We start from the raw sequence: 23,977 nt of genomic DNA, 5'->3' as shown, positions 1-23,977 counted from the left end.
TATTACGGTGCCAAAAGCCTTGATACAATCCCTTAATAATAGAAAAACGCAAACATTTTGCTCGCCATTTATTCTCAACGCAGTCGATAATAACTACTGTAGATTTATGAGCACTGGAAAACCTTATGACAAATAATGAAGAATTTAAAGAAAATTTTAACGAAAAATCTGATGTGCGACTGGTTATTAACATTGCTCAGCAAACGTTAACGCTATATAAGCACAATAAACAAATGACTCAATATACGGTATCGACCGCTAAAAACGGCATTGGCAGCCAGCAAGATAGCGGCTGCACACCCCTTGGTAAGCACGTTATCGCGGCAAAAATCGGCGGCAGTGAACCCATGAACGCGGTGTTTGTGGGACGCAAACCGACAGGCGAGGTCTATAGTGCAGAGCTTGGTAAACTGCATCCTGAACGCGATTGGATATTAAGCCGTATTTTATGGCTGAGCGGTCTTGAAGAGGGACTGAATAAAGGCAGCAATGCTCACGGCGGCTGCGATACCTATCAGCGTTATATTTATATTCACGGCACACCAGACAGCGAACCAATGGGCGTACCGCTCTCGCACGGCTGTATACGGATGCGCAATGAAGATATTTTGGAGTTATATGAGCAAGTTATCGAGGGTGTAGCCGTGACCATTGTTGCTCATTGATATTTACTTCAAAATATCGCGTTTAAAAAAAACAGCGTACTTGTTAGTAGCTGTCTTTTTTTTGAATTATGTAAAAGTCAAATATAAATAACATATGATGACCCCACTCTCAACTTATTTTTCTAAGGTATTGGTTTACTTATTTTTTAAAATTTCAGTTAAAACAATTAGAATTTTAAATTCTATAAAAATCAAAAGCCTACGATAAGTTGAGATTGGCGTTATGATGTTAAAAAACTAGTCTCAGTATTATTACCAAAACTTATCTGCAGATTTAAGCTTAGCTAAGCGCTTTTTGGTCTTTTTCTGTGCATCTATTAAAGAGGCGTTTAACCAGCCTGCGCCGTACAAGGCATCGGAGTCTGTGCTCGCTTTATATTGATAGCACTGCTGATAATAATTGGTATCAAGTTGTTGCCTAAGCGCTTGCTGTGCTTTTACGAGACGCTTTAGGAAGCGCTTACTTTTCTTTTCAGACTTTTTAGTGCTAAGCTTTTTATTTTTGAGATTTTCATTGTCAATTAGAGGCGCTGCAAATTCACTAACATAGCGCATTTTTTCAAGCTGACGGTACAGTTTATACTGGGCTTGTTTTTCGTCCTTGGCTGGCAAGTCTATATCCTGCGCCTGCAGACTTTGCGGCTCTCTACTTTCTAAATTAACGCCTTTTAAGTTAACGCCTTCTAAACTCGCACTATCTAAATCTGTGCTATCCGCTTTAGCATTCATAGCTTCATCGAGTTTCCTCTCAGCTTTCAGCAATTTTTTATCGCGTTTGTCCAATATTTTTCTAAGCTTATGAGCGGCGCGTTTATCTGCCTGTGGTTCAAGGTTGGGGTCACTCATGGTAAAGGCTATTAGCTCAAGCAACGTCAGTTGCAAATCATTGGCACGTACCGCATCGATAGGAGTGATTTTCGCCGCTTCAATTTCTGCCGACCAATCAACACTTGGTGCCTCATGCGCTTGTAAATAGGGCTCGATATGACTGGCAAGATAAGCAAACTTGCGATAATCAGCCAGTAAAGTCGCCGTTTGTTTAAGGATGATTGCCCAATCAGGATTGAGCTCATCAGAGAAGCCTTTAAATAGCTTAAGCGCGGTAAGTAAGCGCTGAATGCCGTTATGCAATTGTAAAACATGCTCATTGTCCGTACTGCCTGCGACAATGGCGCTACTATTGGGTAATATTTGCAATAGGCAATTATGTACGACTGCCCGTATAAATGCCGGCCTGCTGCTGTCTTTATCGTCAGTTAGATCGCTAAGATTGGCGCTAACCGCTCGGCTATGTTGTTGCCCCGTAATTAACAAACCTCCGCGCTCGGCTTTGGTCACTGTCGACAAGCAGAGTTTATGGCGCTGGCACCAGTTTTTGGCAGTCGTAAATAAAAAATCTACATCGCCTGATATCAGCTCAAACTCGATTTCTTGAATGCTATCGCGCTGAGTATCATCGTTACCGTGAATAATTGCTCCGCAGTCGTATGCCATTTCAATCTGATTGCTGCTGTCCTTATCACTATTATCTGTGAGCAATCGCGTTATACGCTTGACATCGGTAACATATAATCGGGTGAGCGTTTTAGCCAGTTTCGTTAATTTAAATGGTTCTAGAGCAGAGGCAATGGGAGAGTCTTGATAAATGTTCAAATCAGGCATAAGGGTATTGGTGTCCAACATGGCTTGGACTTGTTTGTTATCTAGTACCGCATTGTGCTCTAAACGCGCTGCAATACCGTCGCCACCTGCTTTGATGGTCTGCACCCACGCATCGCCTTCCTGACGAATACGTAAGCCAATACCCGCTTTAGCGAGCTGCTGATCGGGAGTGTCATAATAATGCGCGGCCAGCTGCGTGAGCTGTGAGGATTTAATATTCGCTTGGCGCATCAAACCTTTTAGTCGCGACTCTGGTACCAAAAACTTTAGCTCAATCTCTTGCATGATGGCTCCCGATTATAGTTATGAATGATTGGTAATACCTGTTAAGTAATTACCATCGTATGAAAGCTATCGAACAATGACAAGTAAAAGTTTTACTTTGGCTAATTAGCGGATACTAAATAGCTGTTAAAAAAATTTAATGGCTATTAATTAAATCGTTTTTTAATAACGTTATCGTTTGTATACAGGGAAATTTTCTAAAGTCCATAAAAAAACCGCCCTACTAAGTAGGACGGCTTTTTTATATCGGCTACTTATAAAATGTACTTATAAGTAATCGGACATTAGAACTGGTTCATGGTGTTTTTGCCACCACCAGCTTTAAGGGCGTTTTCACCTGAGAAGATTTCTTTGTGATCATCGCCAAGGTCAGAACCCGCCATTGCTTGGTGTTTAACACAAGCGATGCCTTCACGGATTTCTTTACGTTGGACGCCAGCTGCATAAGCAAGCATACCTTCTTCACCGAAGTAGCCTTTAGCAAGTTCATGAACGCTAAGTGCAGTTGTGTGGTAAGTCGGTAGCGTGATTAGGTGATGGAAGACACCCGCTTCGCGTGATGCGTCACGTTGGAAGTTCTTCGCAGCGATGTCAGCAGCTTCATCAAGCTCAGTACCGTCGTAATCAGCACTCATCAAGTTGTCTTTGTTGTAGCTTGATACGTCTTTGCCTTCTTCTTCCCACTGAGCGATAACTTGCTTACGGAAGTTTAGCGTCCAGTTGAACGATGGGCTGTTGTTGTATACAAGCTTCGCTTTTGGCTGCTCTTCTTTAATACGGTCAACCATCATTTTGATGTGTTCTACGTCTGGAGTAGGTGTTTCGATCCATAGTAGATCAGCACCGTTTTCTAGAGCGGTTACACAGTCAAGTACGACGCGGTCGATGTTGGTTTCTTCGCGGAACTGATATAGACCGTTAGCTAGACGCTTAGGACGAACCAATTTGCCGTTGTGCTTAAGAAGGCTGTCATTTTCTTTTGCTTCTTCGATGGTTACTTCTTCCATTTCTAGGAAGTCGATATATTGAGAAGCAAGGTCGCCTGGCTCATTTGATACTGGGATTTTTTGCGTGAGTGATGCGCCCTCACTATCAGTACGAGCAACGATAACACCGTCTTCAACGCCCAATTCTAGGAATGCATAACGAATCGCATTGATTTTTGCGATGTAGTCTTCATGCGGTACGGTTACTTTACCCGCTTGGTGACCACACTGTTTTGCGTCAGATACTTGGTTTTCAACTTGGATAGCACAAGCACCCGCTTCGATCATTTGCTTAGTTAGCAAGTAAGTCGCTTCTTCGTTACCGAAACCTGCATCGATATCAGCAATGATTGGCACAACATGCGAATCGAAGTTTTCGATTTTTTCTAGGATAGCTGAAGTGTCTTGACCCGCTTCTTCTGCAGCGTTTAGCTCACGGAAGTAGTCGTTTAGTACTTTAGCATCAGCTTGACGTAAGAAGGTGTAGATTTCTTCGATTAGTTTAGGCACAGACGTTTTTTCGTGCATAGATTGGTCAGGTAGTGGACCAAACTCAGAACGCAGGGCAGCAACCATCCAACCTGATAGGTAGATGTACGTTTTAGCGGTAGTACCAAAGTATTTTTTCTTAGCATACATGGTTTGCTGAGCAACAAAACCATGCCATGCACCTAGAGATTGCGTGTACTGAGACGTATCATTGTCATAATCTTCCATGTCTTGACGCATGATTTTTGCAGTATACTTGGCGATATCTAAACCAGTTTTGAAACGGTTTTGCATCATCATACGTGCGGCATCAGTCTCGCTGATATTCTGCCAGTTACCGTGCTTTTGCTTTAGTTCACGTACTAGATCAATCGCTGATTTATATGCAGTTGACATCTATAGTCTCCTTGGTGGGGTGGGGATTAAAGGGGATGTAAATTACTTAAGTAAAAATATGCAGATAAGTGTTGCCGATAAAATAATGATTCTTGGATAGAACTACACTGGCAAAAGTAAAGTTTGGGATATAAACCTTTTGCCTGAGCAATCTTTACTAAACTATAAGAAAATGATTATAAAAGCAAATAAAACCTGTCTTATTGGTCAGCTTTTATTTTTTATATTTAATTGATGCTGTTTTAGTTAAGATGTGCTTGCCAGTTAAACCACTTATTACCCTAAAGCGTACATAGCATCAATTCAACCTTAAAAACTGCCGCGAGCAAAACGCCAAATTTATAAAAAAACGGCTTGCATAATAGGGCTTACGTAATAAGTTTTCTGTCCATCTTTTAGTATAAAAATGCGATAAAATAGCAGGCATCATTGATTCGTTAAAAGCCGTGCTGATGGCATAAGATTTGAAAATGACTTATCAGCGCTTGCTAAGCACTATAGCTAGGTTACCCTGATTTATCTAGTTTATGATTATTATCTTGGGTATTTCATTTGGTTATAGTATAGATATAACAATGGCTTGAGCAGGGTAAACTGGGGTATAATAAGCGTATATTAAAATTATTTAGATAGAAAAACGCTTGATTTCAGCAGTCGCAAAACAATTTTGTAAAATAATAGAATGGAAGATGCCGCGCTTTTTTAAGCTTGTGGTGGCATTTATTCTACGGTAAAGAGAAATAGATATGAATTTGCAGCGGGTTGATTTGAATTTGTTGGTACATTTAGATGTACTACTGCGTGAAAAAAATGTCACACGTGCAGCTGAGCAGCTCGGCATTACCCAGCCGGCGATGAGTAATATTTTGCGGCGCCTACGTAAGTTGTTTAATGACCCGTTATTGGTGCGCTCATCGGAAGGTATGACGCCGACCGAGCGCGCGCTTGAGCTGCAGCCACGTATTCGTGAGATATTAGCAGATTTGACGCAAGTGCTTGAGCCGCGTACTGAGTTTCGTCCTTATAGTACCTCGCGGGTTTTTCGTATCATGACCTCAGATTATGCTGAGGCGACTTTGGTGCCAAAACTGGTCAAAGCGCTACGTTCTGAAGCGCCAAATGTGATTTTGGATTTCTTGACGCCATCTGACGTATCTTATCGCGATATGGAGCAAGGGCGCGTAGATTTAGCGATTAACCGTTTTAATGAGATTCCGCAAAGTTTCCACCAAGTATTGGTTTGGCGCGATACATTTAGCTGTTTGTTATCCGCTGAAGGGCCGTATGCCAATCGTTTTAACTTAAAAAACTATCTAAAAGCGCAGCATGTTTGGGTGTCCAAAACAGGTATGGGCGTTGGCTTTGGGGTTAATCCAGAAAAATCGGGCGGGCTTGGTTCTATCGATCAGGCATTGCAACGTCTAGGACAAAAGCGTCAAATCAGCGTCTTTACCCGTCACTATCAAATGCCAGCGATGCTTGCCGCCAATAAAGACTTGATTGCGACTTTGCCGACGCGGGTGGCGAGAATGCAGGCCAATAATGACAGCATCATTATGGAAGAGCCACCGTTCTTTATTCCTGAGTTTGAGCTGACGATGGCGTGGTCACCACTGTTACAGCATCACCCAGCGCATCGTTGGTTACGTCAACTAATTATGCATGTAGCACGGCAAGTAGTCGCCGAAGAAGAGAATCCGCCGCCAGAAATTCCCGTTATTAACCATTTGTTTTAGCAAAACTTTTAAAAAACCAGCACATGTATCATGGGCTGGTTTTTTTATTGCCTCCATTTTTATATCAAGGTTTTTAAATTAAGAAGCTCTTTGAATCAAAAGGTTCTTTAAATTTAATTTCTTAAAATAAAGTCAGTTTTTATAATGGCGTCACACTATTAACATCTTACGCACACTTCTTCATAACTTGTAAAACTACCGCTGGTGCATTTTGTTATGCTAAATGGACATTAAGAAAAAAGACAACTAAAACGAGCATTGTTAAGTGATTCGATAATATCGACACACTTAATGATAGAGTATTTCCTAGTCATCATGGCACGTTTAATAAGTATCCATTACATAATAAGCAAATAAATAAGGACAATTATCATGGCAGATATTACCACTGTGAACCCAGCAACAGGTAAAGACATTAAAAATTACACTTATATGAGCGATGATGAAGTGAACAAAATCATCGATGCCTCGCACGCAGCGTTTTCAAAATGGCGTTTGGTTAGTGCCGATGAGCGCGCCAAAGTCATTAACTCGATTGGCGAGACGCTAATGAAGTATAAGGACGAGCTTGCGAAGCTAATGACTGAAGAGCGTGGTAAGACCTTAGAGGCAAGCTTAGCTGAAGTAGATTTATGTAAAGCGATTTGTGATTTTACCGCGGGTGAAGGCGTTGCTGCTCTAGCTGACGACGAACGCGATATCGAAGGCATTAAAAAAGGTCTAATCAGCTATGACCCTATCGGTATTATTTATGGTATCCAGCCGTGGAACTTCCCAGCCTACCAAGTATTCCGCTATACCATTGCTAACTTGATGGCCGGTAACAGTATCCTGCTTAAGCACGCATCCAACGTGACTGGCTCAGGTCAATTGATTGAAAAAATCATGCAAGAATCTGACTTACCAGAAGGCTTATTCCGTGCCTTGATTATCGATCATGATCAATCTGAAAAAGTGATCCAGCACGAAAAAGTACGCGGTGTTACCTTAACGGGTAGTGATGTCGCTGGCCGAGTAGTGGCGCAGCAAGCGGCCAAAGTACTGAAAAAGACGGTCATGGAACTTGGCTCGAATGATGCCTTTATTGTGTTAGAGGATGCCGACTTAGATCTAGCAGCAGCAACTTGCGCCCATGCACGTTTATATAATAATGGCGAAACCTGTATTGCCGCCAAACGTTTTGTCGTCGTCGATAGCGTGTATGATAAATTCCGAGATTTGGTGATCGAAAAATTCAACAGCTATAAAGTTGGCGATCCAATGGAAAAGTCAACTGACGTAGGTCCGATGTCGAGTAGCAAACAGCGCGATACCTTGCACAAGCAAGTGCAAGAAAGCGTAGATAAAGGCGCGACCATTACGATCGGCGGTGAAGTACCTGATAAGCCAGGCGCATTTTACCCACCAACGATTTTAGAGAACATCAAACCAGATCAACCTGCTTATAAAGATGAGTTATTTGGTCCCGTTGCCGCGCTTATTCGTGCCAAAGACCAAGACGATGCTTTCCGTATTGCCAATGATAGTCGCTATGGTCTCGGCGGTGCTATATTCTCAAAAGATGAAGAGAAAGCGATCAATTTAGCGCAGCAGCATTTCGATACGGGGATGGTTTATATCAATGGCTATAATTTGGTCAATCCAGGTCTGCCATTTGGTGGCGTGAAGGATTCAGGCTATGGCCGTGAACATGGTGGCTTTGGTATCAAAGAATTTGTCAATATTAAAGCAGTACATGTGGTTAATAAAAAACCAGCTTAATGATTGAACTGCTTTAGATTTATCATTTGAAATGCCTCGTTATTAAGTAACGAGGTGTTTTTTTGCTATATATTATCTTTGAATTAAGCATAAAAAAGCAGAACCCGTTATGGATTCTGCTTTTTAGTTTATTAAAAAAGCTTAATAATCTAACCATAGCTTTAACGGTAAAGCCGGTAGATAAGATGATTTAGTATCCTCAGGCGGATGATCTAAGTCAATAATGCCCTTAGCAATCAGTAATAGGGTCCACGGTAAGAGTTGATGCTCACCTTTTTGTACGCGTGCTTGCAGGCTATCCGCAGTGTCTTTGTAATTGACTTCAAGCAGCGCTTGGGTCAACACCGCACCGGCATCAAGCTCTGCAGTTACTACATGAATACTACAGCCGTGATGGCGTTCACCTGCTTGTATCGCGCGCTGATGGGTATCTAGGCCCTTATAAGCAGGCAGCAGAGCAGGGTGCAGGTTAATCATTGGCGCAGGCGCATTATCGATAAATGAGCCGCTTAACACGCGCATAAATCCTGCAAGCACAATCACATCAGGCTGCCAAGTGGTTAATTGAGCATTAGCATGGGTTTCAAAGGTTTTGATACCCATGCGTTTGCCGCTAGCAACGTGAGATAAGACGGCGACTGGAATAGCAGCGTCATTGGCACGTGTAATGGCATAAGCATCTTCACGGTTGCTAATGACGCCAACAATTTCAATCGGTAGCGCGCCAGCTTGCGTGGCATTGATTAATACTTGTAGGTTGCTACCGCTACCCGATACCAAAACAGCGACGCGTAACGGCTTAGCGGGTTGCTTTGCCATGCTTTTTAAATTGTCGTCTGGCATTAACGGTACACCACGGCGTCCGCTTCACGGCTAACCATTTCACCCAATTTCCAAGCTTTTTCGCCTGCATCATTTAAGGTCTTGATGGCCGTCTCAGCTTTGTCTTTAGGTACAACGATGACAAAACCGACGCCGCAGTTAAAGGTACGGTACATCTCGCTTTGCTCAATATTGCCTTGGGTTTGTAGCCACGTAAATAGCTCTGAGAACTGCCAGCTGCTCGTATCAATACTAGCGGCTAAATTATCTGGTAGTACACGCGGCAGGTTATCGGTTAAGCCGCCACCAGTGATATGCGACATCGCATGTAAGGCTGAGCTACCAAGGCTATCTTGCAAGGCTTTAATGGCTTTAACATAAATACGTGTCGGTGCCATCAGTGTATCCTGAATAGGCTGACCATCTAATTGCTCATCGCTTGTCGTGACATCAACGCCGCTGACTTCGATGACTTTACGTACCAATGAGTAGCCATTAGAATGCGCGCCGCTTGAAGCAAGGGCAATCAATACATCGCCCTCGCCGACGTTTTCACCAGTGATGACTTCCGCTTCTTCGACTACGCCGACGCAGAAACCTGCTAGGTCATAATCATCGTCTTGATACATGCCCGGCATCTCAGCGGTTTCGCCGCCGATAAGCGCGCAATTTGATAATTTACAGCCTTCGCCAATGCCCGTCACAACAGTTGCCGCGACATCGACATCAAGCTTACCAGTCGCATAGTAATCCAAGAAGAATAATGGCTCAGCACCGCAAACCAATAAATCATTGACGCACATGGCAACTAAATCGATACCGATGGTGTCATGACGGTTTAATTGCAAGGCCAATTTGAGCTTGGTACCGACACCGTCAGTGCCCGAAACCAACAACGGTGAGGTATAACCAGTCGGAATACGACAAAGCGCCCCAAAACCGCCAAGTCCGCCCACAACCTCAGGACGAGAGGTGGCTTTTGCCACTGATTTAATACGTTGCACCAACGCATCGCCGGCATCAATATCAACGCCAGCATCTTTGTAGCTTAAAGAAGGCTTGTTACTCATGGTCATCTCACAAATTTATAAGGAATGAAGGTCTGTCAGTAGAAAAGCGGATCGGTCGTGTTAATTTTGCAGATAGTGCGCGCATTATACCCAAAAATGACCCTTAGCCGCAAAGCAACTTGCCAATATTTGGCGGATATTTGCAGAAGAGAGCTAATAAAGCTGTCTTAGGTGCAATAAAAAATTAAGAAACAAAAAATGACTGATTTTTTGTTCGACTCTGCGATAATAGAACGCCAAAGTCGTTGGCAAAACCTACGACGATGACGCTGCTAATGACCATGACAAATATAAAGTTGCTGAAGACATATTTCAGTGAATAAATCATCAGATGCCAGTATTTTACATTGACTTAATCGTAGGGTTACCCTTAATGATAAACCAACCAATAGATCCCTTTTTTCGGCGCTTATTTATCGTCGTTGCGATTGTTATAGCGGTATTTTTATTGTATTTGATGATGCCGGTCATCGTGCCGTTTGTCGTGGCTTTTGTGTTGGCGTATTTGTTTAATCCGCTGGTCAAGCGTTTATCAAAATATATCAAGCGCTGGATGGCGATTATTATTGTTTATTCGACGATTACGCTTGGTATGGTGCTGCTGCTTTGGTGGTTAATACCGACTTTATGGCATCAACTGCAAGCGGCGTGGGAATATCTGCCCAAAGTATTAAATTGGTATAACCAAGTCGTGCGTGAGTGGTTTATCAATAACAGCCGTATTCGTCTGCCAGAATTAGAATCCAAAGGCTTTTCTGATACCTTGGTTGATTATATGCAGACCAATTATAAGTTCGCTGATGCCAGCAGCATGATGAGCCAAATTTTGGCCTCTAGTATGAATTTTATTAACAACGCTGGCTTGATTGTACTGGTGCCGATTTTAACCTTTTATTTCCTATTTAATTGGGATCAACGTCTGCATACTTGGAAGATGGCAATTCCGGCGCCTTATTGTAAAAAGGTGATTGCCATTGCTAAAGAATGCGATCAAGCCTTGATGGCATTTATTAAAGGTCAGTTATTGGTCATGGTATTATTGGGCGTCATTTATGCCGTACAGCTCCAGCTTATCGGGCTTGAGCTTGGTTTGATTATTGGTATGGTGGCTGGTATCGCAAGCTTCGTGCCGTATTTGGGCTTTGGTATCGGTTTTATCGCCGCGATTATCGCCTCTTTATTCCAATTTGGTCTGGATTGGACTTATCTAGCCTTAGTAGTTGGTGCGTTTTTGGTCGGACAAGCGGCAGAGGGTTATATTTTACAACCGTTATTGTTGGGCGACAAAATCGGTTTATCGCCGTTATGGGTTATATTTGCCGTATTGGCAGGGGCGAGTTTACTTGGCTTCGTCGGTATGCTGATTGCGCTACCGGTATCCGCTGTCCTCAACGTCTTATTCCGTCATTTGTACGCCTATTATCGATCCACTGACTTTTATAAAGGCCGTAAACAATTGGCGTTATTTGAAGAAAAATAAATCGCCCAGACATTCTATGAATAATGATAGATTGGGCTTAATGGGTAAAAGACTTGTCAGTCATTTTGCAAATATGTTATATATAGGCGCAGTATTAACGGTATTTACCGTTATTAGGTTGGCTTTGCTAAATGTGAAAGTTAGCAAAGCCAGTTTACAGAATATTAGTCGTTTAGCCTTTTTAGTGATTGCGCTACGCAAACCGAGTTGATGATTCATGGCAGAAGCACAGCTAAGTCTCAATCTGGACATTAAGCATGATGCGAGTCTCAGCGACTTTGCCGGTCCAGGTTGGATGTCTATTATCGATGCAGTGCGGCAGCTACATGTCGGCCTGATAGGTCAGCTGTACCTATTTGGCAGCCCAGAGACGGGCAAGTCGCACTTATTATCCGCCATCTGTGAGTCGTTTATCGAGATGGACAAATCCGCGATTTGTCTGTCATTAAATGAGCTGATTCATACCGATGTCAATGTTCTATCTTCTTTAGAAAATTTTTCCTTGATTGCGATTGATGATTTAGAAGTGCTTGAGCAAAGCAGCCAATGGCAAGAAGCCTTATTTCACCTAATTAATCGTAGCCGAGAAGGACAACGGCAGCTGATTTTTGCCTCCAACAAACCTGCGACCGAATTACCGTTTCAGTTAACAGATCTCCTCACCCGTTTGGCGCAGTCACCAAGCTTTAAAGTGCCAACCGGTCATGATTTGGCAGACCGTCAAGCTTTGCTACAATCTATCTTACGCCGCCGCGGTTGGCAGTTTGATGAGCGTATTATCAATCATTTACTCACCGAAGGGCCGCATCGTATCGGCGCTATGATGGACGTCCTAAATTACATTCAGCCGATGTTTTCTAACCTTGGTCGTAGTAATATATCCAAAGCGGTCATTAGCGATGCGCTGCGCACGATTGATGAGCAGACGCTCGCCGCCGAGCTTGCTGATATCGCCCAAGAAACGCAAGGTGACAATGAGGTCGCTAATCAAGATCAACATACCATGCCGCTCGACTTTTAACCTTTCGTTTTTTGACCTTTAGCTTTTAATAATTAGTTTTTAATGTTCATAGACACGCCCTTTATACCGCTACTTTACTATCCTTGGAATAACTTATGAAACCAAACGCTTCTTTGCTAAAAAAACTGACTGTTGGCTCCTTATTAATTGTTGCAGGCTCAGTATCTATGTTATCGCACGCGGCAGTGACTCTGCTTGTTGATGACCATATCAAAGTGACCGCTATCAATGGGCAAGAAATCCAGCAAAGCCCGTTTCAGCCGCTGACGAAGTCGTTTACCTTAGAGCCTGGTCAGCATGCGATTACCGCTAAATATGATCGTTTATATAACTTGCGCCGTGATGAGCACGATTATTTGCGCTCGGGTAATGTGAGTGTGACGGCTGAATTAAAAGATAATCAGACCTATCGTCTCGTTATGCCAAATCAGCCAGAAAAATATGAAGCAGCAAGAGAGTATGCCAAGCGTCCAACCCTAGCGGTGCAACAGAATAATACGGTAGTTGCCAGTCAGCAAGCTTTGGAAGGCAGCCAAGGTGGTTTGCTATCAGGTTTGGGTAAAACATTGGGTGGTGTATTTGGCGGCGCAAATGATGCTGAGCTACAAAACCAACGTGCCATTGCTGCGTTAGGTCAACCTACTGCCAGCACTGTCAATACAGGTGCTGTGACCACAGTTCAGCAAACGACAAGCGCTGCTGCCTCTACCAGTACTTTAGATCAGTTTATGCAACTTTGGTTACAAGCAACGCCAGCAGAGCGTGAAAAAATACGCCAGTGGATTGAGAAGTAGAATAGGTTCAACTATTGAAAGAGCTTAACGTTTATCGATTTTTAGCAAAGCGAACACAAAAAAAGCACCTAAATTAGGTGCTTTTTCCTTACTTACTATCTATTCAGTTAATAAACGAATTGAGTGATAAATGGTTTTATGTATTTATCTGTTTAGCCGTTATTTAGCCAAAAAAGCGTTATACATCCAAACCAGCTTTTCTTGTTGTTGTACATACTCATCAACTAAATCGGCTGTACCTTGGTCTTCAGCTCGTTCTGCCAATGCTGACACTTCGCGTTGCTCTTCAATCAGCGCTTGTAGGCCAGTCACCACACCTTGCACACAAGCATTACCGTCTTTAACGTTTTTATCTTCTTGAATGTTGGTATGTTGACTAAAGTCGCTATAAGCATGCAGTGGCGTGCCACCCAAGGTTAAGATACGCTCAGCGATTTCATCAATTTCTACTTGCAAATTGGTATATAGCTCTTCGAACTGTGGGTGCAAGGTGAAGAAATGCTCACCTTTTACGTTCCAGTGATAACCACGTACGTTGATATAAAACATATGATAGCTTGATAATAAGTCGTTTAACTTATCAATCACTTCGCTCATATCTGCTTTTTCTAGACCGATTTGGTTGGTTGCATTATTAGTATTACTCATAATATTATCCTTATAGTTTGAGTGTTGATTTAAGAGATTGGTTGTTTTTATAAACTTAGACTTAATCATCTAAGGCAAATGTAGAAGTCTAAGAGTGTAGCAAGTCATATCCTGCATTGCTATGCTCGTTATATATCTTCTACAGGTTTTTAGGTATCTATACCTTGTCTGTTTATGCTTATTATAATAGCAAAGATACTATGATAAGTTAAATTCAATTAATCTAAGTCTGTGATTGATTTGATAGAATTATAAAGTCACAATATCCACGCTATTCATACTATTTTATAAAGCCAACACCTATACAAGTTTAATGCTGAATTATAAAAAACGACTAACCACAGCACTCTAAAAGCCACTTCTTAATTTAAAAGTCACTTTTATAGTTTTGCAGGTGGCTGTAAGTTTTCAGGGTTTAAGCCTTTAACGGCAATGACTTCTTGTAGGTGCTGACGTACGGTATCGATTGGGAATTTTTGCGCTTGTAAACGCTTAGGAATGATTTGGCTGCCCTGTTGACCTTTTAGCTCAAACATCATGAAGATGTAGTCATCGGTTTCATCCCAGCTTTTGACGGCGCTCCAAGGAATAACCGCTTGCTGAGTGCTACCAGCACGCATCTGCATACCGCGCATCTGATTGCTATTAAACATATCAGGCTGATTGACTGGCATTGCCATGACTAAACCATGCTTTTGCACGCCCAATTTCATCTGACGCATCTCATCAGGCATTTCTTGGTCAGCAACTTGTTTTTCAAACTCTTTTTTGACATACCATTTAAAGCCAAGGGTACGTACCAATAGATAAATGACCACCGCCGCTAGCATAAGCCAAAAGATAATGGTCGAATAACCAGTTAAAAAAACCAAGCCCGCGATGGCTAATATGACGACGACTGCCATAATAATCCACTCTTTCATCTTAATACTCGACAGACCAAACGACGGGCTGGCACTGGCAAATAGCTCATATTGGGCTTGATGAAATTCGGCCTCGGTTAGGTTTAAGGCGACAGGTTGAAGCGTGTAGGGGTACAGGGCCATAAAGGTTTCTCAGATACGTATTTTAAAAGCGTGGGATGAAAAGCGCCAAAGCGAGGCTGCGATGCCATACTTAGCGATGCTTGGCGGAAAGTAGAATAAAGATATGCGCTTATCTTACCGAAAACTGCTCTTAAATGAAACATATAAGCGGGTCTGTCGACCAATAGCTCGGTTATTTTTCAGATAGCATCCTTATTTATACTAAGGTCAATGAGAGAACTTGATGTATAAGAGCATGGCGTGACTTTTATTATTTGTTATTTAACCCATAAAGCTTGTGCAAAGAAAGTGCTAGACTGTGGCAAAATATAGCCAAAACATGGTCAAATCTGCTCGGTATTGGTATGATAGTGACTATTATTTATTATTCAGATTGACGTGGCCTTATGGCAAAGCTTTATAGTGGTTTTATAAGGCTTTGCGCGCTATTTTTTGTTTTATCTCATTTATGGCTAGTGATATCTAAGCACTATACTTGGCTACTATTTTCCCTTTTTATTTCTTACTCACTTTTGGCGCTACAGGCAACTATTATGATTGACCCAAAACTCTTACGCGGTGATTTAACGGATTTACAACAGCAGCTGGCCACGCGTGGTTATGCGCTTGATATGGCGTTTTGGCAAAGTATCGAAAACGAACGTAAGTCTTTGCAAGTCAAAACCGAAGAGCTGCAATCGCGTCGTAATGCCGGTGCTAAGCAAGTGGGTGCGCTAAAAAAATCGGGCGCAGATGCCAGCGAACTGTTGGCTGAGATGCAAAGTGTCAGCGGTGAGATTAAGACAGCTGAAGATGAGCTGCGTACCTTGCAAGAGCGTATTAGCCAAGCGGCCATGCAAATCCCAAATATCCCAGCCGCCGATGTGCCAGTCGGGACATCAGAAGATGATAACGTCGAAGTGCGCAAATGGGGAACGCCGCGCGCGTTTGATTTTGAGATTCAAGACCATACTCATATCGGTGAGACGCTAGGTATGCTTGATTTCGAAGCCGCTGCAAAGCTGACTGGTAGCCGTTTTAACGTCTTAAAAGGTCAGCTTGCGCAACTGCATCGTGCCTTGATTCAGTTTATGCTCAATACCCATACCATCAAGTACGGCTATACTGAAACCTACGTGCCTTATATTGTGAACGCTGAGAGTTTAAAAGGTACGGGTCAATTGCCGAAGTTTGAAGATGATTTGTTTAAATTGACCAATCATACCAATAACGAAGGTACAGATTTTTATCTGATTCCAACGGCCGAAGTGCCCATGACTAACTTGGTACGCGGTGAGCGTTTGGATATCAAAGAGCTGCCGTTAAAATTTACCGCCCATACGCCATGTTTCCGTAGTGAAGCGGGCTCGCATGGTCGCGATACCCGTGGTCTAATCCGTCAGCATCAGTTTGAAAAAGTTGAGATGGTCAATATCGCTACCGCTGAGCAATCAGATGACTTACTTGAGGCGATGACGGCACAAGCTGAGTACATTTTGCAGCAGTTGAATCTGCCGTACCGTGTGGTCAAACTATGTACTGGCGATATGGGCTTTGCCGCTCAAAAAACTTATGACATCGAAGTGTGGTTGCCAAGCCAAGATACTTATCGTGAAATCTCAAGCTGCTCAAACTGTGGCGACTTCCAAGCTCGCCGTATGGGCACGCGCGTTAAAGATGGCAAGCAAACCAGCCTAGCGCATACGCTAAATGGTTCAGGTTTGGCAGTCGGTCGTACGTTATTGGCAGTGATGGAAAATCATCAAGATGCTGATGGTAGTATCACCATTCCTGAAGTATTGCGTCCGTTCATGGGCGGAGTTGAAACCATTTTAGCTTAATGATTTAGTTTTTTATCTAAACTGCGGGTTGGTTGCTGACTCGCGGTTTTTTCATACGTATTGGTTTAATAAAACTGATACGAATGATTGTTAAATACAAACGCTTCTGTCAGCGCATTTTTAGATTGCCAGATGGCAAATATGTTAATATTGCATGTGATTTTATAGTCTATCTTTTGATGACATCCATTGTATTTTTGTCGTATTTCTGATGGATTGCCCTCTGAGTAACCCTTTCTCTTATGCTCCATACTTTTCATTCGAATATTAGGACACTCTATGCCGACCCCAATTAATGAACGCAAACTTGCCAATGCCATCCGTGTACTGTCGTTCGACGCGGTTCAAAAAGCCAATTCTGGACACCCAGGCGCGCCGATGGGCATGGCTGATATTGCCGAAGTATTGTGGCGCAAATTTTTAAAGCACAATCCTGCTGACCCGCAATGGCACAACCGCGATCGCTTTGTACTATCAAACGGTCATGGCTCGATGCTCATTTATTCCTTGCTGCATTTATCAGGCTATGATGTCAGCATTGATGATTTAAAAGGCTTTCGTCAGCTGCATTCAAAAACTCCAGGCCATCCTGAACTTGGCTATACGCCAGGGATTGAAACCACAACGGGTCCACTAGGTCAGGGTATTGCCAATGCCGTTGGTTTTGCGATTGCAGAGAAGACACTAGCGGCGCAGTTCAACCGTGACGGCCATAACATCGTTGACCATCATACTTATGCGTTCTTAGGCGATGGCTGCTTGATGGAAGGTATCAGCCATGAAGTTTGCTCATTGGCTGGCACGTTAGGTTTGGGCAAATTGGTCTTTTTCTATGATGATAATGGCATCTCAATCGATGGCGATGTCGAAGGCTGGTTCACTGATGATACGCAAGCGCGCTTTGAGGCCTATGGCTGGCAGGTCATCAAAGTCGATGGTCACGATACCGATGAGATTACCAAAGCCACTGAGCAAGCCATTGCTGAGACCGCTAAGCCAAGCTTAATTATTTGTAAAACGACGATTGGTGCGGGTAGCCCGAACAAGCAAGGCTTAGCAGCTAGTCATGGTGCGCCGCTTGGTGATGATGAAATCGTCTTGACCCGTGACGCTTTAGCATGGACTCATGCGCCGTTTGAATTAGATGACGAAATCTATGAAGCATGGGATGCTAAAGCTAAAGGCGACGTACAGCAAAAGAACTGGGATGCGGACTTTGAAGCCTATAAAAAAGCCTATCCAGGATTGGCAAGCGAGCTACTACGCCGCTTAAACGGTGAATTGCCAGCGGATTTTGAAAGCCAAGCACAAGCCTATATTCAGCAAACGCAAGAGCAGGGCGGTGATGTTGCCAGTCGTAAAGCCAGTCAAAATGCGATCAATACCTTACAGCCGTTACTACCAGAATTGTTGGGCGGTTCAGCGGATCTGGCAGGTTCAAACCTTACGCTATTTAAAGGTGCGAAAGGCATCGAAAAAGACGCTGACGGCAACTATATCTATTATGGCGTGCGCGAGTTTGGTATGACCGCGATTGCCAATGGTATCGCGTTGCATGGCGGCTTTATCCCTTATGTGGCGACCTTCCTGATGTTTATGGAATACGCGCGTAATGCGGTACGTATGGGCGCACTCATGAAGCAGCGTGTGATTCATGTTTACACTCATGACTCTATCGGCCTGGGTGAAGATGGCCCGACGCATCAGCCAGTTGAGCAATTGACTAGCTTACGTACCACGCCAAATCTACGCACATGGCGTCCGTGTGATGCGACCGAATCGGCCAGCGCTTGGGTTGAAGCAATTAAGTCCGAAAACAATCCATCAGCATTGATCTTTAGCCGTCAAAGCTTGCCACATCAAGCACGTGATGCTGAGCAAGTCGCTAACATCGCTAAAGGTGGCTATGTGTTAGCGAAAGAGCAAGGCGAGTTACAAGCAATTATCATCGCGACAGGTTCAGAAGTTGGCTTAGCTATGCAAGCGCACGAGACGTTAAGTGCAAATGGCGTTGGCGTGCGTGTGGTCTCTATGCCATGTGCCGAGATTTTCGTAGAGCAAGAGACGAGCTACCGTGAAGCGGTATTGCCAGCTAACATCCGTGCTCGCGTTGCAGTGGAGGCCGCGCATGTCGATTACTGGTATAAGTTTGTCGGTCTAGATGGCAAAGTTATCGGAATGACGACTTATGGTGAATCAGCGCCTGCTGATGAGCTCTATAAAGAGTTCGGTATTACCACTGAAGCGGTGGTTGATGCAGTAAATAGTTTGGTGTAATAAACCTAACTTAGTTAGCGTTTAAACAAGAAAGAGCTACTGGAGAAATCTGGTGGCTCTTTTTTTTTGTGATTAACTTTTGGTTTTGAAATATTATAAAAAGCCCTGTAAATAGATTGCTGGGTAGGTTAGTGTCGAAACATAATGCACCATGAGTCGTTAAATGGTAACGCAAAGTTCGACCAGCCGCTCTATAACCAAGCTTAATGTGTTGTTTTATAGTTGACCGTTGTTAGTGTTATATCTGGTTCGCTAATTTAAAGGGAGCTTAAGAGCATGTAGCCGTTTTGTACTGGCACGTTGATTAGACATGAGGATTGACTTACCATCAAGTATCTAAATGTTTTGAAAAATACGACTAAGGAGAGCCGTTATGTCGAATAAATCTGCTAAAAATGATATTATACCAAACCCAAAATATATAGTATAATCCACTTATGACTATACCAATACATAACCTAGAAGACCATGACTTTGGCAAACACTCAAAGACTGAGCGCAATCCCAGAGCCCGACTACGCCTGCTCATCTTATACCAATATAGTATAGGCAAAGCCACTAACGATATTGCCAAAGACCTCTGCATACATCCTGAAACTGCCAGACGGACATTGAAGCGATATTATGAACGAGGACTTGAGAGTCTCTACGATCGTCATCGTCGAGGTCGTCACAGCAAATTGGCAGAAGCAGACATAGCCGCTTTTAAAGCCATGATAGTCTCTGAACAAGAAAAGCGCGCTGGCGGTCGTCTAACAGGCAAAGACATTCAGCAATTGGCTAAAGAACACTACAACGCTCACTACACCGTTAACGGTATCTACGAGCTACTCAAGCGTATTGATATGAGTTGGATAAGTGCTCGTAGTCAGCATCCAAAAGCCGACATACAAGCTCAAGACGCTTTTAAAAAAACTTTATAGCACAGGTTAAGGCGTCACTGCCTACTGATGTGAGCTTAGATCAAGTGGACACCTGGTTTCAAGATGAAACTCGAATAGGACAACAAGGCTCATTGACCAGAGTTTGGCACTATCGCGGTGGGCGACCTCGACTGATCAAACAGCAACAGTTTCATTCCGCTTATCTGTTTGGTGCCTTTTGTCCAGCGACAAAGAAGGCTATCGGCTTAGTACTGCCTTCAGTGAATAAACATACTATGTTATTGCATATGCAAGAGATTAGTAAAGCCGTACCAAAAGGACGTCATGCGGTGGTGGTGATGGACGGCGCATTATGGCATCAACCAAGCTTGAATCAGGCTAATGTCACTACGCTTAAACTACCGCCTTATTCACCTGAGCTCAATCCCTCTGAGAGAGTATGGCAGTACCTTAAGCAAAATGAGCTATCTAATCGTTGTTATGACAGTTATGAGGCTATTGTCGATGCCACTTGCTTGGCTTGGAATAATTTGCTTAAACAGCCACAAAGAATTCGGTCGTTAACTGCTCGTGCTTGGGCACAACTTTAATTGTTGGGTTTGGTATTACGTTAAGTAAAAAGGTCAAAAAAAAGCTAAGCAAGCTGAATTTACAGCGTCAAAAAGAGCAAGATAAAATAGACAAGGTGCGTCAAAAAGAGCTGGATAAAGTAGACAAGCAGCGTCAAAAAGAACAGGATAAAATTGATAAAAAGATTCAGGCAATGATAGACGATATCAACCAAAAGGCGATAAAAAAGCAAGAAAAAATAGATACTAAAATTCAGAAAAGAAGAAATAAAATAGATAAGACTGGTATAGCACAAGAGCAAATATGGCAGTACTAAAAACGTTAGAAAATATATTTTTAATATTTAATCGATTTTCGAGTCATTTTTAGGTCGTAATATTTTTAAATAATTAAGCGTTTCTGTAAAGAGCGTCTTGAAAATCTATAATGTTATCTACCCAACTTAGAAGCTTCTAAGTTGGGTTTTTTGTCACTTAATTAATTAGCAGCAATCAGCTTTCCTGATATCTCAAGCGGAATGATATTGCTAATCATTTTTGGGAACGCCGTCACCCCGTAATTAAAGCGATCTACCATACCTGTTGCGCGAAAGTTTAACGTCGGTTGAGAGGTGACAGGGTCAATTTCGACATCCGATAAAGTCACTCTTACCGTTAACGGTCTGGTTTGACCTAAAGCGGTAAAGTCGCCCGTGACATTGGCTTCTTTAGGCGTAATCATCTTGATTTTTTTTGAGACAAACGTCATCGTCGGATATTGCTGTGTGTTTAGCAGCTCCTTACGTCGTAAAAAAGAGTCACGTAACCTGCGCTCGGTATCGATGCTATTGGTATGCACGGTAAAATTAATGGTCGTACTCTCAGGCTTTTTGACGTCATAATTGATCGCGCCATTTACCTTACGAAACTTGCCGTCAGTGGTCGCCTTGCCTAAGTACTTGACCTCAAAATCAGCGCTGGTCTTAGGCACATCTAGCTTCCACTTTTGTGGCATCGTATTAGCGGCGACTCCCATTATAGGCAAAGATAGTAATAAAGAGGTGCCAAGCGTAATTTTTAGCAAAGAGGCGGCGCGAGTATTCATACGTATGATCCAAAGGGTAGTAATAAAGTCGTCAGTATTGAACATGCTTTTAGAGCATAACTGAGCGTTATAACTGAAATATTAATGCAATAGCCTACTACAATTGTGCTGTTTCAATGTATTATTAAAGTTATGAGCGATTTAGAAGTAAGTCTTATACTGGCTTATCGCTTAAAATAACCAATTTGACTTTTTATCAAAAAGCGCCGTAAAACCATGTCCCTTCTAGGGCGTGGATATCAGGCGTCAACTAGTGTCGCTCAGCCTTAAAACAGACTTGTCAACCAAACTCATTAAGACCATAATCACTCTATGAAAACGCTCAAGTTACGCATCAAAGACAAACACGCCAATCAGCTAAATAAACTGGCTGGTGCGGTTAATTTTGTGTGGAACTATGTGAATGACTTGAGTTTTAAGCATCTTCAACGCACCAATCATTTCTTTTCAGCTTATGATATTGCGGCTTATGTAAAAGGTAGTGGCGAGTTTTTGAATTTGCACAGTCAAACCTTACAAGCCATCACCGAAACCCATGCTAAATCTCGCAAGCAATTCAAAAAAGCCAAACTAAACTGGCGAACCAATAACCCAAAATCTAAGCGTAAATCACTTGGTTGGATTCCTTTTAAAAAAGCAGCAATCAAATACTTAGGTGTCAAAAAAGCAGGTAAAAAAGCTCTTAAATCCACCATTCAATTTAGCCTGGCTAAAGGCAAGAAGCTGACCATCGACGTGTGGGATAGCTATAATCTAGCACTCTACACCATCAACACCTGTGAGCTTGTACAAAACAGTCGCGGCCACTGGTATGCCTGTATCACCATTAAAGAGTACCCAAAAATTGAGTGCGGTACAGGCGAAACTGGTATTGATTTAGGTTGCAGGGACTCAGCAACGACAAGTAATGGTGAGGTACTAAAAACCAAAGTCACCCAGCAATACGCTAAAAAACTAGGCATTGCTCAGCGGGCTAAAAACAAACAAAGAGTTAAGGCGATTCACGCCAAGATTAAAAATACACGCCAAGACTTGATTCATAAATTTACCACCAACCTTACCAAGACTAATAAAATAATCATCATTGGCAAACTTCAATCAAAATCATTCACTAGGGGCAAACTCGCCAAGTCCGTCTATGATGCAGGTTGGTTTGAGATAAAGCGACAACTGGACTACAAATGCGCGAACGCAGGTTGCCACTATATCGAAGTAAATGAAGCGTACACCACCCAAACCTGCTCGTGTTGCGGCTCACGCCAAAATAGTCCGAAAGGTAGGACGGGTCTTGGAATAAGAGAATGGCTTTGCGAGTGCGGTGTCACTCATGACCGCGATATTAATGCGGCAAAAAACATTCTCGCGCTCGGGCTTGAGCGTCTAGTAGTAGGAATCCCCTCACTTTAGGGAGGGGAGGAAGTCAAATAGTAGAAAACCATGTCTTTGATGTCCAGCTTTAAAGGTATCGTCGGCGAGATCGTCATCAATGTAGCTATGTGGCTAAAACTTGATAAAGATATTTATCATCGCCTAAACAATATCACTCTGCCATTAGCAGATGGTGGTAGTACCCAAATTGACCATGTTATCGTCTCTAGGTATGGCATCTTTGTCATCGAAACCAAAAACTATAAAGGCTGGATTTTTGGTAATGAGAAGCAAAGACAGTGGACGCAAGTCATTATGGGTCGCAAGTATAAATTTCAAAATCCATTGCGGCAAAATTATTTGCATATAAAAACGCTGTCTGATTTATTAGAACTGGAGATGAGTTATTTCCATTCGATGATTGCCTTTATCGGCGAGTGTGAGCTTAAAACTCGCGATGAACTACCTGAGCATGTATTGACGAGCGGCATGGCATCTTATATTAAGAAAAAACAAGATAAAATGCTTACCGATGAAGAGGTTAAAGCCATCGTTGAGCAAATTGAAAGCAATCGATTTAGCAAGTCTTGGCGTACTAACAGAGCGCATAAAGCCTATTTAAAAGAAAAGCATAGTCCGTCAAATAAGCAACCTAGTGATAAACCAAATGTTCAGTCAGTTACTACATCAGCGAATCAACCTGCGTCTGAGTTAATAGTAAAACAACCTCTTAAAAGAACCACTCTTCAAAGCAGAGAGGTACTGCGATGGTCTGGGCAAACGGAATTTGAAGCGGTCGATGTACCGATTGTCTCTTCTAGCAATATGCTGCCTATCTCTCAACTAAATAATGATGATAATGTCTTTATTACCCCATTTGAGGTTTTGGAGTCAGAGCCGAAGATTGAGAAAGCTTCTACTAGGGAGGCTTCTATTATCGAGTCAGTTGAAGCGTCAATCGTTTCTGATAATACTCCCGCTTGTCCGAAGTGTAATGGTGAGATGGTCAAGCGCGTTGCAAAAAAAGGCCAGCAGCAAGGTCAGACCTTTTTTGGTTGCAGTCAATTTCCTAAGTGTCGCGGTGTGGTGAATATTAATTAGGTGATAGTTATCC

The 23,977-nt window shown here is 42.7% G+C and carries 20 protein-coding genes; 13 read left to right on the top strand and 7 right to left on the bottom strand.

All coding sequences use genetic code 11. The features are described from left to right. The first annotated feature begins 125 nt into the window (after positions 1-125). On the top strand, positions 126-665 hold the full coding sequence (locus AB8P72_RS09975) for a L,D-transpeptidase (RefSeq protein WP_193032164.1): 540 nt from the start codon (positions 126-128) through the stop codon (positions 663-665). Between the two features lie 252 nt (positions 666-917). Here AB8P72_RS09975 and AB8P72_RS09970 read toward each other — a convergent pair whose 3' ends face one another. Further along, positions 918-2,612: a CYTH and CHAD domain-containing protein gene (locus tag AB8P72_RS09970; RefSeq protein WP_198328938.1), complete on the bottom strand. Its 1,695-nt coding sequence runs from the start codon at positions 2,610-2,612 to the stop codon at positions 918-920. Between the two features lie 284 nt (positions 2,613-2,896). Continuing rightward, positions 2,897-4,483 (bottom strand): isocitrate lyase, encoded by a 1,587-nt coding sequence (locus AB8P72_RS09965; protein WP_068407094.1) that lies wholly within the window; start codon positions 4,481-4,483, stop codon positions 2,897-2,899. Between the two features lie 746 nt (positions 4,484-5,229). Between AB8P72_RS09965 and AB8P72_RS09960 the strand changes: the two genes are divergently transcribed. Then, entirely contained in the window at positions 5,230-6,219 is a 990-nt protein-coding gene (locus AB8P72_RS09960) for a LysR family transcriptional regulator (protein ID WP_068407091.1), read from the top strand. Positions 6,220-6,591: 372 nt separating this feature from the next. Then, positions 6,592-7,980: an NAD-dependent succinate-semialdehyde dehydrogenase gene (locus AB8P72_RS09955; RefSeq protein WP_068407089.1), complete on the top strand. Its 1,389-nt coding sequence runs from the start codon at positions 6,592-6,594 to the stop codon at positions 7,978-7,980. 141 nt (positions 7,981-8,121) lie between these two features. Here AB8P72_RS09955 and purN read toward each other — a convergent pair whose 3' ends face one another. Both purN and purM read right to left on the bottom strand, forming a co-directional pair. After that, positions 8,122-8,799 (bottom strand): phosphoribosylglycinamide formyltransferase, encoded by a 678-nt coding sequence (purN, locus tag AB8P72_RS09950; protein ID WP_305935535.1) that lies wholly within the window; start codon positions 8,797-8,799, stop codon positions 8,122-8,124. 23 nt (positions 8,800-8,822) lie between these two features. Next, a complete protein-coding gene (gene purM, locus AB8P72_RS09945; RefSeq protein ID WP_068407086.1) occupies positions 8,823-9,872 on the bottom strand; it encodes a phosphoribosylformylglycinamidine cyclo-ligase in 1,050 nt (349 codons plus the stop codon). Positions 9,873-10,245: 373 nt separating this feature from the next. Here purM and AB8P72_RS09940 point away from each other — a divergent pair, with 373 nt between their 5' ends. The 3 genes from AB8P72_RS09940 (at position 10,246) to AB8P72_RS09930 (ending at position 13,167) form a co-directional block, all read left to right on the top strand. Then, positions 10,246-11,352, top strand: coding sequence for an AI-2E family transporter (locus AB8P72_RS09940; RefSeq protein WP_068407083.1), 1,107 nt, complete (start codon positions 10,246-10,248; stop codon positions 11,350-11,352). A gap of 217 nt (positions 11,353-11,569) precedes the next feature. Beyond that, positions 11,570-12,373 carry a DnaA regulatory inactivator Hda gene (hda, locus tag AB8P72_RS09935; protein ID WP_068407080.1) on the top strand — a complete coding sequence of 268 codons (804 nt, stop codon included), beginning with the start codon at positions 11,570-11,572 and terminating at the stop codon, positions 12,371-12,373. Positions 12,374-12,468: 95 nt separating this feature from the next. Continuing rightward, positions 12,469-13,167 (top strand): DUF2057 family protein, encoded by a 699-nt coding sequence (locus tag AB8P72_RS09930; protein ID WP_369957703.1) that lies wholly within the window; start codon positions 12,469-12,471, stop codon positions 13,165-13,167. Positions 13,168-13,326: 159 nt separating this feature from the next. Here AB8P72_RS09930 and AB8P72_RS09925 read toward each other — a convergent pair whose 3' ends face one another. Both AB8P72_RS09925 and AB8P72_RS09920 read right to left on the bottom strand, forming a co-directional pair. Next, a complete protein-coding gene (locus AB8P72_RS09925; RefSeq protein WP_102077250.1) occupies positions 13,327-13,815 on the bottom strand; it encodes a Dps family protein in 489 nt (162 codons plus the stop codon). Between the two features lie 380 nt (positions 13,816-14,195). Next, positions 14,196-14,861, bottom strand: a complete 666-nt coding sequence (locus tag AB8P72_RS09920; protein WP_068407072.1) for a YcxB family protein — start codon at positions 14,859-14,861, stop codon at positions 14,196-14,198. A gap of 533 nt (positions 14,862-15,394) precedes the next feature. On the opposite strand from AB8P72_RS09920, the gene serS reads away from it, so the two are divergent. The 5 genes from serS to AB8P72_RS09895 all read left to right on the top strand — a co-directional run bounded on the left by serS (position 15,395) and on the right by AB8P72_RS09895 (position 20,728). Continuing rightward, positions 15,395-16,681, top strand: coding sequence for a serine--tRNA ligase (serS, locus tag AB8P72_RS09915; RefSeq protein ID WP_238060778.1), 1,287 nt, complete (start codon positions 15,395-15,397; stop codon positions 16,679-16,681). A gap of 279 nt (positions 16,682-16,960) precedes the next feature. Beyond that, positions 16,961-18,958, top strand: a complete 1,998-nt coding sequence (tkt, locus tag AB8P72_RS09910; protein ID WP_369957702.1) for a transketolase — start codon at positions 16,961-16,963, stop codon at positions 18,956-18,958. Between the two features lie 437 nt (positions 18,959-19,395). After that, on the top strand, positions 19,396-19,881 hold the full coding sequence (locus AB8P72_RS09905; protein WP_201541240.1) for a winged helix-turn-helix domain-containing protein: 486 nt from the start codon (positions 19,396-19,398) through the stop codon (positions 19,879-19,881). Between the two features lie 29 nt (positions 19,882-19,910). Further along, positions 19,911-20,432, top strand: a complete 522-nt coding sequence (locus AB8P72_RS09900) for an IS630 family transposase (protein ID WP_369957700.1) — start codon at positions 19,911-19,913, stop codon at positions 20,430-20,432. Further along, positions 20,417-20,728: a hypothetical protein gene (locus AB8P72_RS09895; RefSeq protein WP_369957699.1), complete on the top strand. Its 312-nt coding sequence runs from the start codon at positions 20,417-20,419 to the stop codon at positions 20,726-20,728. The genes AB8P72_RS09900 and AB8P72_RS09895 overlap by 16 nt, the downstream gene beginning before the upstream one ends. Positions 20,729-20,889: 161 nt before the next feature. Here the strand turns inward: AB8P72_RS09895 and AB8P72_RS09890 are convergent, their stop codons facing one another. Continuing rightward, on the bottom strand, positions 20,890-21,495 hold the full coding sequence (locus AB8P72_RS09890; RefSeq protein ID WP_201541243.1) for a YceI family protein: 606 nt from the start codon (positions 21,493-21,495) through the stop codon (positions 20,890-20,892). 312 nt (positions 21,496-21,807) lie between these two features. On the opposite strand from AB8P72_RS09890, the gene AB8P72_RS09885 reads away from it, so the two are divergent. Further along, on the top strand, positions 21,808-22,902 hold the full coding sequence (locus AB8P72_RS09885; RefSeq protein WP_369957698.1) for an RNA-guided endonuclease InsQ/TnpB family protein: 1,095 nt from the start codon (positions 21,808-21,810) through the stop codon (positions 22,900-22,902). A 30-nt stretch (positions 22,903-22,932) separates the two neighbouring features. Next, entirely contained in the window at positions 22,933-23,964 is a 1,032-nt protein-coding gene (locus AB8P72_RS09880; RefSeq protein WP_369957697.1) for an NERD domain-containing protein, read from the top strand. Positions 23,965-23,977 lie beyond the last annotated feature (13 nt).

The sequence above is a fragment of the Psychrobacter sp. CLB018 genome (genome assembly GCF_041222815.1).
Lineage (GTDB): Bacteria > Pseudomonadota > Gammaproteobacteria > Pseudomonadales > Moraxellaceae > Psychrobacter > Psychrobacter faecalis.
The sequence above is the reverse complement of the archived record's forward strand: the minus strand, read 5'-3'. Positions and strand labels throughout refer to the sequence as shown.